The following is a 12,844-nucleotide window of genomic DNA, read 5'->3' as shown; positions in this document are numbered from 1 at the left end:
CCTGACAGGAGTATGTAATGTCCAAGCAACAGATCGGCGTTGTCGGTATGGCAGTGATGGGGCGCAACCTGGCGCTCAACATCGAAAGCCGTGGTTATACCGTCTCCGTTTTCAACCGCTCCCGTGATAAGACTGAAGAAGTCATCGCTGAGAATCCAGGCAAGAAACTGGTTCCTTTCTATACGGTTAAAGAGTTCGTTGAGTCTCTGGAAACGCCTCGTCGTATCCTGTTAATGGTGAAAGCGGGCGCGGGTACCGATGCTGCTATCGATTCCCTGAAACCGTATCTGGATAAAGGCGACATCATCATTGATGGCGGCAACACCTTCTTCCACGACACCATTCGTCGTAACCGTGAACTGTCTGCGGAAGGCTTCAACTTCATCGGTACCGGTGTTTCTGGTGGTGAAGAAGGTGCACTGAAAGGTCCATCTATCATGCCTGGCGGCCAGAAAGAAGCGTACGAACTGGTCGCTCCTATCCTGACCAAAATTGCAGCCGTTGCAGAAGACGGCGAGCCGTGCGTGACCTATATCGGTCCTGACGGTGCTGGCCACTATGTGAAGATGGTCCACAACGGCATCGAATACGGCGATATGCAGCTGATTGCCGAAGCATACTCCCTGCTGAAAGGCGGCCTGAACCTCTCTAACGAAGAACTCGCCGAGACCTTCACCGAGTGGAACAAAGGCGAGCTGAACAGCTACCTGATCGACATCACCAAAGATATCTTCACTAAAAAAGATGAAGAGGGTAAATACCTTGTTGATGTGATTCTGGATGAAGCAGCGAACAAGGGTACGGGTAAATGGACCAGTCAGAGCTCTCTGGATCTGGGCGAGCCTCTGTCCCTGATCACCGAATCTGTGTTTGCACGTTACATCTCCTCTCTGAAAGAGCAGCGTGTTGCCGCTTCAAAAGTACTGTCTGGCCCTCAGGCCAAGCCAGCGGGTGATAAAGCTGAATTCGTTGAGAAAGTTCGTCGCGCACTGTATCTGGGTAAAATCGTCTCTTATGCACAAGGTTTCTCTCAGCTGCGTGCCGCTTCAGACGAAAACAACTGGGATCTGAACTACGGCGAAATCGCGAAGATCTTCCGTGCTGGTTGCATTATCCGCGCTCAGTTCCTGCAGAAAATTACTGATGCGTACGCTGAAAATGCCGGTATCGCGAATCTGCTGCTGGCACCGTACTTCAAGAAAATCGCGGACGAATACCAGCAGGCGCTGCGTGACGTGGTTGCTTACGCTGTGCAGAACGGTATCCCTGTTCCGACCTTCTCCGCTGCGGTGGCGTACTATGACAGCTACCGTGCTGCCGTACTGCCAGCGAACCTGATCCAGGCGCAGCGTGATTACTTTGGTGCGCATACGTATAAACGTACCGATAAAGAAGGTGTGTTCCACACCGAATGGCTGGATTAATCTGATTTAACTCAGCCTGATAACAAAGCCCGGTGATGTTCACCGGGCTTTTTTTATAACGGATAAGCCCATCTGGACTTGCTTTGTCCAGCGAGTGTCTTTAAACACCCTATAAACCACTGCGTTTTCTCATTTCTGCAGCCAGGCATTCGCCTTGACAGCCGCTCAACATAAGAGGTAAAAACCTCAACAGTTGTTTATTGCGGTGGTGTGCTTACGCCTCCTGAAACCTAAACTTGAAGAAGTTGAACGAATGAAAATAACTATCTCCGGAACAGGCTATGTAGGCCTATCAAACGGCATTCTGATCGCACAAAACCATGAAGTGGTGGCGTTGGATATCGTTCAGTCCAAAGTGGATATGCTTAATCAAAAGCAATCCCCGATTGTCGATAAAGAAATCCAGGAATACCTTGCTAATAAACCGCTGAATTTCCGTGCCACGACGGATAAAGAAGACGCCTACCGCGACGCAGATTTCGTCATCATCGCGACACCAACGGATTACGACCCTAAAACCAATTACTTCAACACGTCAACCGTGGAAGCGGTGATCAAAGATGTTATCGCAATCAACCCAAAAGCGGTGATGATCATCAAATCGACCATTCCTGTAGGCTTCACCAAATCGATTAAAGAAGAGTTGGGTATTGATAATGTCTTCTTCTCGCCAGAGTTTCTGCGCGAGGGCAGGGCGTTATACGATAACCTGCACCCATCCCGTATCGTGATCGGTGAGCGCTCTGAGCGTGCGGAACGTTTTGCCGCACTGCTGCAGGAAGGCGCAATCAAGAAAGATATTCCGGTACTGTTCACTGACTCTACCGAAGCCGAGGCGATCAAGCTCTTCGCCAATACCTATCTGGCAATGCGCGTGGCCTACTTCAACGAGCTGGACAGCTATGCAGAGAGTCTGGGCCTGAACACCCGCCAGATCATCGAAGGCGTGTGCCTCGACCCGCGTATAGGCAATCATTACAACAACCCGTCGTTTGGCTACGGCGGTTACTGCCTGCCGAAAGATACCAAGCAGCTGCTGGCAAACTATCAGGCGGTGCCAAACAACCTGATTTCCGCGATTGTGGATGCCAACCGCACGCGTAAAGACTTCATCTCTGATTCTATCCTTGCGCGTCAGCCGAAAGTGGTGGGCGTCTATCGTCTGATCATGAAGAGCGGCTCTGATAACTTCCGTGCCTCGTCTATTCAGGGGATCATGAAGCGTATTAAGGCGAAAGGCGTGCAGGTCATTATCTATGAACCCGCGATGCAGGAAGACGAGTTCTTCCACTCCCGCGTGGTCCGCGATCTGGACGCTTTCAAGAAAGAAGCGGATGTGATTATCTCGAATCGTATGGCGGAAGAGCTGGCAGACGTGGCGGATAAGGTTTACACCCGCGATCTGTTTGGTAGCGACTAATCTCCCGTCTACCGCACATAAAAAACCCGGCTCATGCGCCGGGTTTTTTTGTATTAAACCTTATAGAAATTACGGTACCAGTTGACAAAGTTCTTCACTCCGTCTTTTACCGAGGTCTGCGGTTTAAAACCAATCACGTCATATAACGCCTTCGTATCGGCGCTGGTTTCCAGCACGTCACCGGGCTGGATGGGCATCATGTTTTTCTCTGCCACTTTACCTAACGCGTCTTCCAGCGCGGTAATGTAATCCATCAGCTCGACAGGCGAGCTGTTGCCGATGTTGTAGACGCGATATGGTGCGGAGCTGGTCGCTGGCGAACCGGCCTCGACGGTCCAGTTTGCATCGGCCTGAGGGATCACATCCTGCAGGCGGATGATCGCTTCAGCGATATCATCGATGTAGGTGAAGTCACGCTTCATCTTGCCGTAGTTGTAGACATCGATACTCTTGCCTTCAATCATCGCTTTGGTGAACTTGAACAGCGCCATGTCCGGGCGTCCCCACGGGCCGTACACCGTAAAGAAGCGAAGCCCGGTTGTCGGCAGGTTGTAGAGATGCGAGTACGTGTGCGACATCAGCTCATTGGCTTTTTTGGTCGCCGCATACAGTGAAACCGGGTGATCCACTGAGTCGTCAGTTGAGAACGGCATCTTACGGTTCAGGCCATAAACGGAGCTGGAAGAGGCATACAGGAGGTGCTGAACCTTGTTATGACGGCAGCCTTCCAGCACGTTGAGATGGCCAACCAGGTTAGCATCAGCATAGGCGTGCGGGTTTTCCAGCGAGTAGCGTACGCCCGCTTGGGCGGCCAGATGGATCACACGGTCAAATTTCTCGTTGGCGAAAAGCGTGGCCATACCTTCACGGTCGGCTAAATCCAGCTTGTAGAAGGTGAAATTATCGGAGTTGAGCAGATCCAGACGTGCCAGCTTTAGGTTCGGATCATAATAGTCATTCAGATTATCAATACCTACGACCTGATGACCTGCGTCCAGTAGTCGCTTGCTGACATGTGAACCGATAAAGCCTGCTGCGCCCGTTACCAAAAATTTCATATCTTTCCTCGTTAACGCTTCGTTCTTGTTGATGCCTGAGGCATCAGAATTTGTCTATGATAGCGCGTAGCGCATAAGTTACATAACCCATCTTTCCGATATAACTCATCGAATTCCTATAGAAAAATCCGCAGTAACAGATAAACTATGTAAACATTATTTTTTTGCCCTTTTCATCTGTTAGGGATTGTATGACGCAAAACAACAGTAGCCAGGTTACTCGAAGCAATGACCCGGAACAAATTGATTTACTTGATTTTATGCTGCAACTGTGGCATGGAAAGTGGGTTGTAGGGGCGTTTATCGCTGTTTTTATTATTCTTGCAGGGGTTTACATTACTTTTGCAAAAGAAAAATGGACCTCGTCTGCTACAATTGCCCAACCTGATGCGGCGCAGATTGCCACTTATGCTAACGCATTAAATATTCTTTACGGGAATGCAGCACCGTCAATGGCAGACATACAGAACCGGGCAATTGGCCGTTTCTCTTCCTCCTTTTCTGCTCTGGCTCAAGCTTTAGAAAACCAAGATGAGCCAGAAAAACTCATCATTGAGCCAACAGTTAAAGGACAGCCGTTACCATTAACTGTTAGTTACCAGGGCGAATCGGCCGAAGGTGCGCAAAAGCAACTGGCACAGTATATTCAACAGGTTGATGAACAGACTGCAAAAGAGCTGGCTCTTGACCTAAAAGATAACATCAAACAGCAGATCACAACCCTCAACGACTCCCTGGAAAACCAGGAGAAAGTGTCACAGGAGCAAAAAGATCTGCGTATCAAACAGATCACCGAGGCGCTTAAAAACGCTGAAGCGGCAAAAATCACAACACCTCAGATTCAGCAAACGCAGGATGTAACCCAGGAAACCATGTTCCTGTTGGGAAGCGAAGCGCTGAAGTCAATGATTGATAACGAAGCGTCCCGTCCGTTGGTCTTCTCAGGTGCGTACTACCAGACCAAACAGAACTTACTAGATATCCAGAACCTGAATGTGAACCCGGACACCATTCACGTTTACCGTTATGTGATGAAACCGAATTTACCTATCCGTCGCGATAGTCCAAAAAAATCCATTGCTCTGATTCTTGCCGTATTGATGGGGGGCATTTTTGGTTCAATGACTGTATTGGGTCGTAATGCGGTACGGAGACACTATGAATGATTTGTTATTTTATTTTAATGATTTAATGTGATATTTATACACTATTATTTTTTCTCTTTTATATTGTTGTATGGTTTTTGTGAAATTTAATAAAGCGGAGCATAAGCTCCGCTTTATTATGCGATTTTTTTTGCGAGAATGTTGCTATATTTTACTGAGCCATTATCGACGAATTTTTCGAAATAAATGGCAGTTATTATTGTCATGAAATACACCATTGAAGATAAGGCTATCATCGAGATAAATGTAGTTGGCACTACATGTTTGAAGTTTAGGAAGAAAATCAGGAATGGCACATGCAATATGTATACAGAAAAGGATATTTTCCCCATGAATTGTAAGGGGCGTTTATTGAAAAATGATATTGATTTCTGAAGGCTGAATAATCCAATAAACAAAGCCATGCTACCAAATTTTATGAGATACTGATATGTTTTATTATGGTCAGAAAAAAGCATCATATATTGATAGATTCCTCCAATTTCCGTTCCGGTTCTAGGGTATGGGAATGATATTAATATCAATGATGATATTATTAATATAATTGACAAGGATTTTTTACGGAAGGTAATTGAATAATTATCATGAAGGAGTGAGTTCACTGTCATCCCAAAGATAAAAATACAGTAATATGTGTCTAATGTGAAGATAAAACAAATTAAATACACTATATATTTATAGCGAAAATTACCAAATATAGCTAACAACGCAAAAACGAGAAAAGAACCGAATAATTCATATGTAATTGTCCACATTGCGCCATTTTCTAAACGTTCACCTCCGAAAGGAACATAAACAAAAGATTGCATAAAAACATCTTTGATTGTCATTTGAAAGGACGTATCAAAGGTATAGTTGCTCACTTGATATATTAGATATAAAATAACCATTGCAAAAAAGATCGGAATAATTAGTCTTGGGTATCTTTTTATACTTGCTGATGTAAGAATGCTAATATCCTTTTGTTTGTTAAATTTGTGTGATAACACAAATCCACTGAGAATGAAAAATATGTATACAGATGGTATTCCGCTATAAATTAAATTCAATGGAGACCATGCGATTATCCGTTGTATCTCTCCCCCAATCCCCGAAACATTTGTATGCCTGAAGGCTGAATTAAAGGCTGTAACACAATGATCGAATACCACTATGAAGCAGCATAGCCCTCTTAACCCTTCTAAATGTGTTATTTTTTGCATTCGAAGTACTAACCCTTCTAAACTTAATTTTTTTGATTGAAACTCTTAACAGTAGTGAATGACTTGCCTTCATGTCTCAACTATTGAAATATTAGGTTGCTTAGCATTGGATATCTGATTAAACGTAGAATTTTGGTTCAATAAGGCGCAGACTAACTCTTAAAGAAAGTGTGGTTGAGACAGAATTTTTTATTATAACTGATTGTGGGGGAATGTAAATGTAACTATCAAATAATTTGTCAGCTTTATGAATCGATGAGGTAATGACTTCGAACACTTAACTAGCTGAGAACGTTTACAAATGTGTTCATGAGATAGCTTATCTTTTTGCTTAAAAATTCTCTGTATTGGAGGCAAAGATGAAACTATTGTGGAAAAAGCATTACAAAAATAAGAATTGAAAATCAATACAAAAGCGACAAATTAAATATGACAACTTGTCGCTTGAGTAGTTTTATTTATGGCGCTTACGTAAGTTCTCAATCACCGCCGTTAAATTCAGCTCCTGATCCTGCAGCAGCACCAGCAGGTGGTACATCAAATCCGACGCCTCGTTAGTCAGCTCGTCCCGATCATGCACCGTCGCCGCCAGTGCCGTCTCGACGCCTTCTTCGCCCACTTTCTGCGCTATGCGCTTGGTTCCGCTGGCGTACAGCTTCGCGGTATACGAACTTTCAGGATCCGCCATTTTACGTTCAGCCAGAAGCTGCTCAAGCTGGTAAAGGAACAGCCACTGGTGGCTCGCCTCACCAAAGCAGCTGCTGGTCCCTTTGTGGCACGTCGGGCCAATCGGATTTGCCAGCACCAGCAGGGTATCGTTATCGCAGTCAGGGGTAATGCTGACCACGTTCAGGAAATGACCCGAGGTTTCGCCTTTGGTCCACAGGCGTTGTTTGGTGCGCGAGAAAAAGGTGACCTTACCGCTGTCGAGCGTTTTTGCCAGCGCGTCCTGGTTCATATACCCCAGCATCAGCACTTCACCTGAAACAGCATGCTGTACAACTACCGGCAATAATCCGTCAGTCTTTTCCCAGTCCAGCTGCGCCTGTTGTTGCTCTGTTAACATACCCTAATCTCCACGCCCTGGTCGGCCAGGTACGTTTTTAACTCACCAATATTGATAATTTGTTTATGGAACACGGACGCGGCCAGCGCGCCGTCCACGTTCGCATCGCGGAAGGCTTCAAGGAAGTGTTCCATGGTGCCGGCGCCGCCGGAGGCGATCAGCGGCACATGGCATACGGCGCGCACTTTTTTCAGCTGCTCCAGGTCGTAGCCGTTACGCACGCCGTCCTGATTCATCATGTTCAGGACAATCTCGCCCGCGCCGCGCTTCTGCACTTCCTGCACCCAGTCCAGCGTCTCCCACTGGGTGACGCGGGTGCGGCTTTCGTCGCCCGTGTACTGGTTAACGTGGTACTTGCCGGTGGTATCGTCAAACCAGGTGTCGATACCGACCACAATACACTGCACGCCAAAGCGATCGGCCAGGCGGGTGATGAGTCCCGGATCGGCCAGCGCAGGAGAGTTGATGGAAATTTTATCCGCGCCAAACGAGAGAATTTTGGCCGCGTCGTCAGCGGATTTGATTCCGCCCGCCACGCAGAACGGGATGTCGATCACTTCAGCCACGCGTGCGACCCAGCTTTTGTCGACCACGCGTCCATCGCTGGAGGCGGTGATATCATAAAATACCAGCTCATCGGCACCTTCATCGGCATAGCGTTTTGCCAGCGGAACGATGTCGCCAATGATCTCGTGGTTGCGGAACTGCACGCCTTTCACCACCTGGCCGTCACGTACGTCCAGGCAAGGGATTATCCGTTTTGCCAGCATTGAATCGCCTCCGTCACCGTAAATTTGCCTTCCAGTAAGGCCCGTCCCACAATCACGCCCTGCACACCGGTACCGCGCAGCGCGGCCACGTCGCCAATATCACCGATACCGCCAGAAGACTGGAACGCCACCTGCGGATAGCGCGCGCAGACCTCTTCGTACAGCGAAACGTTAGAGCCGGCCAGCGTGCCATCGCGGGAGATATCCGTGCACAGCACGTGCTTCAGGCCGACGGGAAGATAAATATCGACCAGCTCTTCCAGCGTTACGCCGGAGTTTTCCTGCCAGCCGCTAACGGCAACCTGCTTGTTACCCTGTTCATCAATGCGAACGTCCAGCGCCAGCACCAGCGCATCGGCGCCGAAGCGGCGGAACCAGCCCTTCACCGTATCAGGATCTTTCACGGCGGTAGAACCGACCACCACGCGCGCCACGCCCGCGTCCAGCAGGGCGGCAACATCGTCTTCCGTACGCACGCCGCCGCCAACCTGCACGGGGACATCCACGCCAGCAACCAGCTTTTTGAGCAGAGGGATCTGGCGTTTCGCCGGATCTTTCGCGCCGGTCAGGTCGACCAGGTGCAGCACCTCAGCGCCCTGCGCCGCATAGTCCTGCAGGCGCGGCAGCGGGTCGTTGCCGTAGTCGCGCTGCTGCCCGTAATCGCCCTGGTGGAGACGAACAACCGTGCCGTCAATTAAATCTAAAGCGGGAATAATCATCACATCTCCAGGAAGTTTTTCAGCAGCTGCGCGCCCGCGGCACCAGAGCGTTCCGGGTGAAACTGCACGCCGTAAAAATTATCTTTCTGTACCGCTGCGGTAAACGCCTCGCCGTAGTTGCACTGGGCAATGGTGTTCGCGTTCACCGGCATGGCGTAGCTGTGCACGAAGTAAAAGTACGCGCCGTCTTCGATGCCGCGAAACAGCCGGTCGCCCGCTTTGGCGTAAACGCGGTTCCAGCCCATGTGCGGCAGCGGTAAACCGTGGTCGGTCATTTTCGGCACGTCTTCGTCAATAATGCCCAGCAGCTCGACGCCGTTGCTCTCTTCGCTGCGGCGGCCCAGGATCTGCATACCCAGGCAAATGCCGAGGACCGGTTGGGTACAGGCTTTGATCAGATCGACCAGCTCGCGTTCGCGAATCTGATCCATCGCCGCCTGCGCGGTGCCCACGCCCGGTAAAAAGAGTTTGTCGGCGCGCAGCACCACGTCCGGGTCACGGCTCACCACCGGCTCGTAGCCGTGGCGGGCAATCGCCGACTTCACGGAGTTCAGGTTGGCGCATCCGGTATCCAGAATCACCACGTTCATTACAACACTCCTTTCGACGAGGGAAGGGCGTCACCTTCAACGCGGATCGCCTGGCGCAGCGTACGGCCAAAGGCTTTAAACAGGCTCTCCACGCGGTGGTGATCGTTCTTGCCTTTGGTTTTCAGGTGCAGCGTCAGGCCCATAGTGTAGGTGAGCGAACGGAAGAAGTGCTCCACCATTTCGGTGCTGAGATCGCCCACGCGCTGGTAGGTGAAATCGGCTTTATATTCCAGGTGCGGGCGACCCGAGATGTCCATGGCACAGCGCGCCAGGCACTCGTCCATCGGCAGGACGAAGCCGAAACGGTTGATGCCGCGTTTGTCACCAAGTGCCAGCTTCAGGGCTTCGCCCAGCGCCAGGCCGGTATCTTCCACGGTGTGGTGATCGTCAATGTAAAGGTCGCCTTTTACCGTAATTTCCATGCGGAAACCGCCGTGGGTCGCAATCTGGTCCAGCATGTGGTCAAAGAATCCGACACCGGTGTGGATCTTGCTGCCGCCTTCACGGTCCAGCCAGACCTTCACGTCAATCTGCGTCTCTTTGGTGTTGCGCTCAACGTGTGAGTAACGGTCGCGTTTGGTCAGCTGTTCGCCAATCTTCGCCCAGTTGAGATCGCTGCTGCTGTAACGCAGGCCCGCGATGCCCATGTTTTCGGCGAGGGTGATGTCGGTGGCGCGATCGCCAATCACATAGCTGTTGGCTTTATCTAGCGCTTCTTCCGCCAGATAACGCTCAACCAGCTTCACTTTCGGTTTACGGCAGTCGCACTCGTCGGCTGGCAGGTGAGGGCAAATCAGCACTTCATCAAACGCCACGCCCTGCGAGGTGAGGATCTGCATCATCAGGTTGTGCGGGCCGTCGAAGTCGGCCTGCGGGAAGCTGTCCGTACCCAGCCCGTCCTGATTGGTGATCATCACCAGCTTAAAGCCAGCCTTCTGCAGTTTGAGCAGAACCGGGATTACGTCGGGTTCAAAAGCCAGCTTGTCGAAACGATCGACCTGAAAATCGGTAGGTGGCTCCGAAATGAGGGTGCCGTCACGATCGATAAAGAGATACTTCTGACTCATACTTTCTCCGCTTTCAGGGCGTCAATCACGCGCTGGCTCTCTGCACGGGTGCCGACGGTAATACGCAGGCAGCCGCTTAAGGATGGTTGTTTATTTTGGTCTCGTAAGATAATGCCCTGATCCCATAAAGATTTAAATACGGAGCTTGAAGCAGTAAAGCGAACCAGAATGTAGTTGGTTTCAGAGTCAAACACCTGCTCTACGCAGGGGATCGCTTTCAGGGCCGTCACCAGGTACTGACGCTCTTCCAGAATTTGCGCCACGCGTTCACGCATGGCGTTAATACCCTGCGGCGCCAGCGCCTGTGCGGCAATGTCGGCAACCGGCGTAGAGAGGGGGTAAGGGGCAATGACTTTCAGCAGCAGGTCGATGACCTCTTTATTGGCCAGCGTAAAGCCGCAGCGCAGGCCCGCAAGGGCGAAAGCCTTCGACAGCGTACGCAACACCACCAGGTGCGGGTACTCTTCAATCCAGCCAGCCAGCGTCGCCTGCGGGCAGAATTCAATATAGGCTTCATCCGCCACCACCAGCGCCTTGCCGCGGGTCATTTCCAGCAGGGTACGAATATCCTGCGGGTTGATAATCTGGCCGGTCGGGTTATTTGGGCTACAGACGAAGACCACCTTCACGTCGTCGAGGTTGTCGGCGATGCCCTGCAGATCGAGCTGCCAGTCTTCCAGGGACAGCACGTTGCGGCACGCCACGCCGAAGGTTTCCGCGCTGACGCTGTACATGCCGTAAGTAGGCTGACAGTACATCACCGCATCTTTACCGGGCTCGCAGAATGCGCGGATCAGCAGTTCGATACCTTCATCCGCACCGCGGCTGACCAGCACCTGCTCCGGCTTCACGCCCGCGTATTGGGCGTAGTTTTCGATAACCGCTTTCGGCTGGCACTCCGGGTAGCGGTTCAGCGTTTGCTGCGAAAGCTCGAACTGTACCGCTGTCGGAAATTCGTTGGCGTTCAGCCAGACATCGCCGTTACCGCCCAGGCGACGGGCAGACTGATACGGAGTCAGTCGTCGGACATTTTCGCGGGCTAATTCTTCAATGTTCATGCTTGCTCCTTCAGGGCGGCAACGCGCAGGGTCACGGCATTTTTGTGGGCGCTCAGGCGCTCGGCGGCGGCCAGGGTTTCAATGGTGGAAGCCAGTGATGCAAACCCCTCGCGGGAGAGTTCCTGCACGGTCATCCGTTTCTGAAAATCCGCCAGACCCAGGCTTGAGCAGGTGGAGGTGTAACCATATGTCGGCAGCACGTGGTTGGTGCCGGAGGCGTAATCGCCCGCGGACTCCGGTGACCAGTCACCGAGGAACACCGAGCCCGCGCTGGTTATGCTGTCGACCAGATCGCGCGCGCTGCGGGTCTGAATAATCAGGTGCTCCGGGCCGTACTGGTTGGAGATGGCAATACACTGGTCGAGATCGCGCGCCACAATCAGGCGGCTGGCGGACAACGCCTGGCGTGCGGTTTCGGCACGCGGCAGGTCCGCAAGCTGGCGCTCAACGGCTTCGCCTACGCGTTTCGCCATATCGGCATCCGGCGTCAGCAGGATGACCTGCGAGTCAGGGCCGTGTTCCGCCTGAGATAACAGGTCGGAGGCCACGAAATCCGGCGTCGCGCCGCTGTCTGCGATCACCAGCACTTCAGACGGACCGGCTGGCATGTCAATTGCCGCGCCGTCCAGACGCTGGCTGACCTGGCGCTTGGCTTCGGTCACGTACGCATTGCCCGGGCCAAAAATCTTGTCAACCTTCGGGATGGACTCTGTGCCAAAGGCCAGCGCGGAAATTGCCTGCGCACCGCCCACGTTAAACACCTCCTGCACGCCGCACAGTTTCGCGGCGTAAAGGATCTCGTCGGCAATCGGCGGTGGAGAGCAGAGCACCACTTTCTGACATCCGGCGATACGCGCAGGGGTCGCCAGCATGAGTACGGTGGAAAACAGTGGGGCAGAGCCGCCAGGGATATAAAGGCCGACCGACGCAACCGGGCGCGTCACCTGCTGGCAGCGCACGCCGGGCAGGGTTTCCACATCAACGGTCTGTAATTTCTGCGCGGTGTGGAAGGTATCAATGTTTTTCACCGCGACGGCCATCGCCTGTTTGATCTCGTCACCAAGACGGCTTTCCGCTGCCGCGATTTCCTCTTCGGTGACCCTTAACGCGCCAACCTCTGTTTTATCAAACTTCGCGCTGTATTCACGCAGCGCGTCGTCGCCACGGGTTTTGACGTTGTTGAGGATCTCGGCCACGGTACGGGTAATGCTTTCCGACGCGGAAATCGCCGGACGCATCAGCAGCTCGCGCTGTTGTGCGTCGCTACAGGTATTCCAGTCGATGATTGTGTTAAAGCTCATGGC

12 protein-coding genes are annotated in these 12,844 nt (G+C 51.6%); 3 read left to right on the top strand and 9 right to left on the bottom strand.

All coding sequences use genetic code 11. The features are described from left to right. The first annotated feature begins 17 nt into the window (after positions 1-17). Both gndA and ugd read left to right on the top strand, forming a co-directional pair. Complete coding sequence (gene gndA, locus HV355_RS03305) at positions 18-1,424, top strand: NADP-dependent phosphogluconate dehydrogenase (RefSeq protein ID WP_023294999.1); 1,407 nt, start codon at positions 18-20, stop codon at positions 1,422-1,424. 253 nt (positions 1,425-1,677) lie between these two features. Further along, positions 1,678-2,844: a UDP-glucose 6-dehydrogenase gene (gene ugd / locus HV355_RS03300; protein ID WP_042716014.1), complete on the top strand. Its 1,167-nt coding sequence runs from the start codon at positions 1,678-1,680 to the stop codon at positions 2,842-2,844. A 53-nt stretch (positions 2,845-2,897) separates the two neighbouring features. Here ugd and HV355_RS03295 read toward each other — a convergent pair whose 3' ends face one another. Beyond that, positions 2,898-3,902 carry an NAD-dependent epimerase gene (locus tag HV355_RS03295; RefSeq protein WP_182400881.1) on the bottom strand — a complete coding sequence of 335 codons (1,005 nt, stop codon included), beginning with the start codon at positions 3,900-3,902 and terminating at the stop codon, positions 2,898-2,900. A gap of 191 nt (positions 3,903-4,093) precedes the next feature. On the opposite strand from HV355_RS03295, the gene wzzB reads away from it, so the two are divergent. Next, positions 4,094-5,068 (top strand): LPS O-antigen chain length determinant protein WzzB, encoded by a 975-nt coding sequence (gene wzzB, locus HV355_RS03290; RefSeq protein ID WP_182400879.1) that lies wholly within the window; start codon positions 4,094-4,096, stop codon positions 5,066-5,068. A 116-nt stretch (positions 5,069-5,184) separates the two neighbouring features. On the opposite strand, the gene HV355_RS03285 is transcribed toward wzzB, so the two are convergent. From HV355_RS03285 to hisD, 8 genes are all read right to left on the bottom strand, one after another. After that, positions 5,185-6,270 (bottom strand): acyltransferase, encoded by a 1,086-nt coding sequence (locus tag HV355_RS03285; RefSeq protein ID WP_182400877.1) that lies wholly within the window; start codon positions 6,268-6,270, stop codon positions 5,185-5,187. A gap of 454 nt (positions 6,271-6,724) precedes the next feature. Then, entirely contained in the window at positions 6,725-7,336 is a 612-nt protein-coding gene (hisIE, locus tag HV355_RS03280) for a bifunctional phosphoribosyl-AMP cyclohydrolase/phosphoribosyl-ATP diphosphatase HisIE (protein WP_182400875.1), read from the bottom strand. Then, positions 7,330-8,106: an imidazole glycerol phosphate synthase subunit HisF gene (gene hisF, locus HV355_RS03275; RefSeq protein WP_182400873.1), complete on the bottom strand. Its 777-nt coding sequence runs from the start codon at positions 8,104-8,106 to the stop codon at positions 7,330-7,332. Before hisF ends, hisIE begins: the two co-directional genes overlap by 7 nt. After that, on the bottom strand, positions 8,088-8,825 hold the full coding sequence (gene hisA / locus HV355_RS03270) for a 1-(5-phosphoribosyl)-5-[(5-phosphoribosylamino)methylideneamino]imidazole-4-carboxamide isomerase (protein WP_089600476.1): 738 nt from the start codon (positions 8,823-8,825) through the stop codon (positions 8,088-8,090). Before hisA ends, hisF begins: the two co-directional genes overlap by 19 nt. Then, the gene (hisH, locus tag HV355_RS03265; RefSeq protein WP_182400871.1) at positions 8,825-9,415 is read right to left on the bottom strand and encodes an imidazole glycerol phosphate synthase subunit HisH; all 591 of its coding nucleotides are present in this window, start codon (positions 9,413-9,415) and stop codon (positions 8,825-8,827) included. Before hisH ends, hisA begins: the two co-directional genes overlap by 1 nt. Next, positions 9,415-10,482 (bottom strand): bifunctional histidinol-phosphatase/imidazoleglycerol-phosphate dehydratase HisB, encoded by a 1,068-nt coding sequence (gene hisB / locus HV355_RS03260; RefSeq protein WP_042716027.1) that lies wholly within the window; start codon positions 10,480-10,482, stop codon positions 9,415-9,417. The genes hisH and hisB overlap by 1 nt, the downstream gene beginning before the upstream one ends. Beyond that, positions 10,479-11,540: a histidinol-phosphate transaminase gene (hisC, locus tag HV355_RS03255; RefSeq protein WP_089600480.1), complete on the bottom strand. Its 1,062-nt coding sequence runs from the start codon at positions 11,538-11,540 to the stop codon at positions 10,479-10,481. The genes hisB and hisC overlap by 4 nt, the downstream gene beginning before the upstream one ends. Next, complete coding sequence (gene hisD / locus HV355_RS03250; protein ID WP_182400868.1) at positions 11,537-12,841, bottom strand: histidinol dehydrogenase; 1,305 nt, start codon at positions 12,839-12,841, stop codon at positions 11,537-11,539. Before hisD ends, hisC begins: the two co-directional genes overlap by 4 nt. Positions 12,842-12,844: the final 3 nt, after the last annotated feature.

Source organism: Enterobacter sp. RHBSTW-01064 (assembly GCF_014103035.1).
Classification (GTDB): Bacteria; Pseudomonadota; Gammaproteobacteria; order Enterobacterales; family Enterobacteriaceae; genus Enterobacter; species Enterobacter mori.
Note: the sequence above shows the minus strand (reverse complement) of the source record. Positions and strands in the feature narration are given on the sequence as shown.

What these genes read in the sequence shown, in the direction of transcription:
- gndA (WP_023294999.1), top strand. Translation starts at nt 18, where the DNA reads ATGTCCAAGCAACAGATCGGCGTTGTCGGTATGGCAGTGATGGGGCGC.
- ugd (WP_042716014.1), top strand. Translation starts at nt 1,678, where the DNA reads ATGAAAATAACTATCTCCGGAACAGGCTATGTAGGCCTATCAAACGGC.
- HV355_RS03295 (WP_182400881.1), bottom strand. Translation starts at nt 3,902, where the DNA reads ATGAAATTTTTGGTAACGGGCGCAGCAGGCTTTATCGGTTCACATGTC.
- wzzB (WP_182400879.1), top strand. Translation starts at nt 4,094, where the DNA reads ATGACGCAAAACAACAGTAGCCAGGTTACTCGAAGCAATGACCCGGAA.
- HV355_RS03285 (WP_182400877.1), bottom strand. Translation starts at nt 6,270, where the DNA reads ATGCAAAAAATAACACATTTAGAAGGGTTAAGAGGGCTATGCTGCTTC.
- hisIE (WP_182400875.1), bottom strand. Translation starts at nt 7,336, where the DNA reads ATGTTAACAGAGCAACAACAGGCGCAGCTGGACTGGGAAAAGACTGAC.
- hisF (WP_182400873.1), bottom strand. Translation starts at nt 8,106, where the DNA reads ATGCTGGCAAAACGGATAATCCCTTGCCTGGACGTACGTGACGGCCAG.
- hisA (WP_089600476.1), bottom strand. Translation starts at nt 8,825, where the DNA reads ATGATTATTCCCGCTTTAGATTTAATTGACGGCACGGTTGTTCGTCTC.
- hisH (WP_182400871.1), bottom strand. Translation starts at nt 9,415, where the DNA reads ATGAACGTGGTGATTCTGGATACCGGATGCGCCAACCTGAACTCCGTG.
- hisB (WP_042716027.1), bottom strand. Translation starts at nt 10,482, where the DNA reads ATGAGTCAGAAGTATCTCTTTATCGATCGTGACGGCACCCTCATTTCG.
- hisC (WP_089600480.1), bottom strand. Translation starts at nt 11,540, where the DNA reads ATGAACATTGAAGAATTAGCCCGCGAAAATGTCCGACGACTGACTCCG.
- hisD (WP_182400868.1), bottom strand. Translation starts at nt 12,841, where the DNA reads ATGAGCTTTAACACAATCATCGACTGGAATACCTGTAGCGACGCACAA.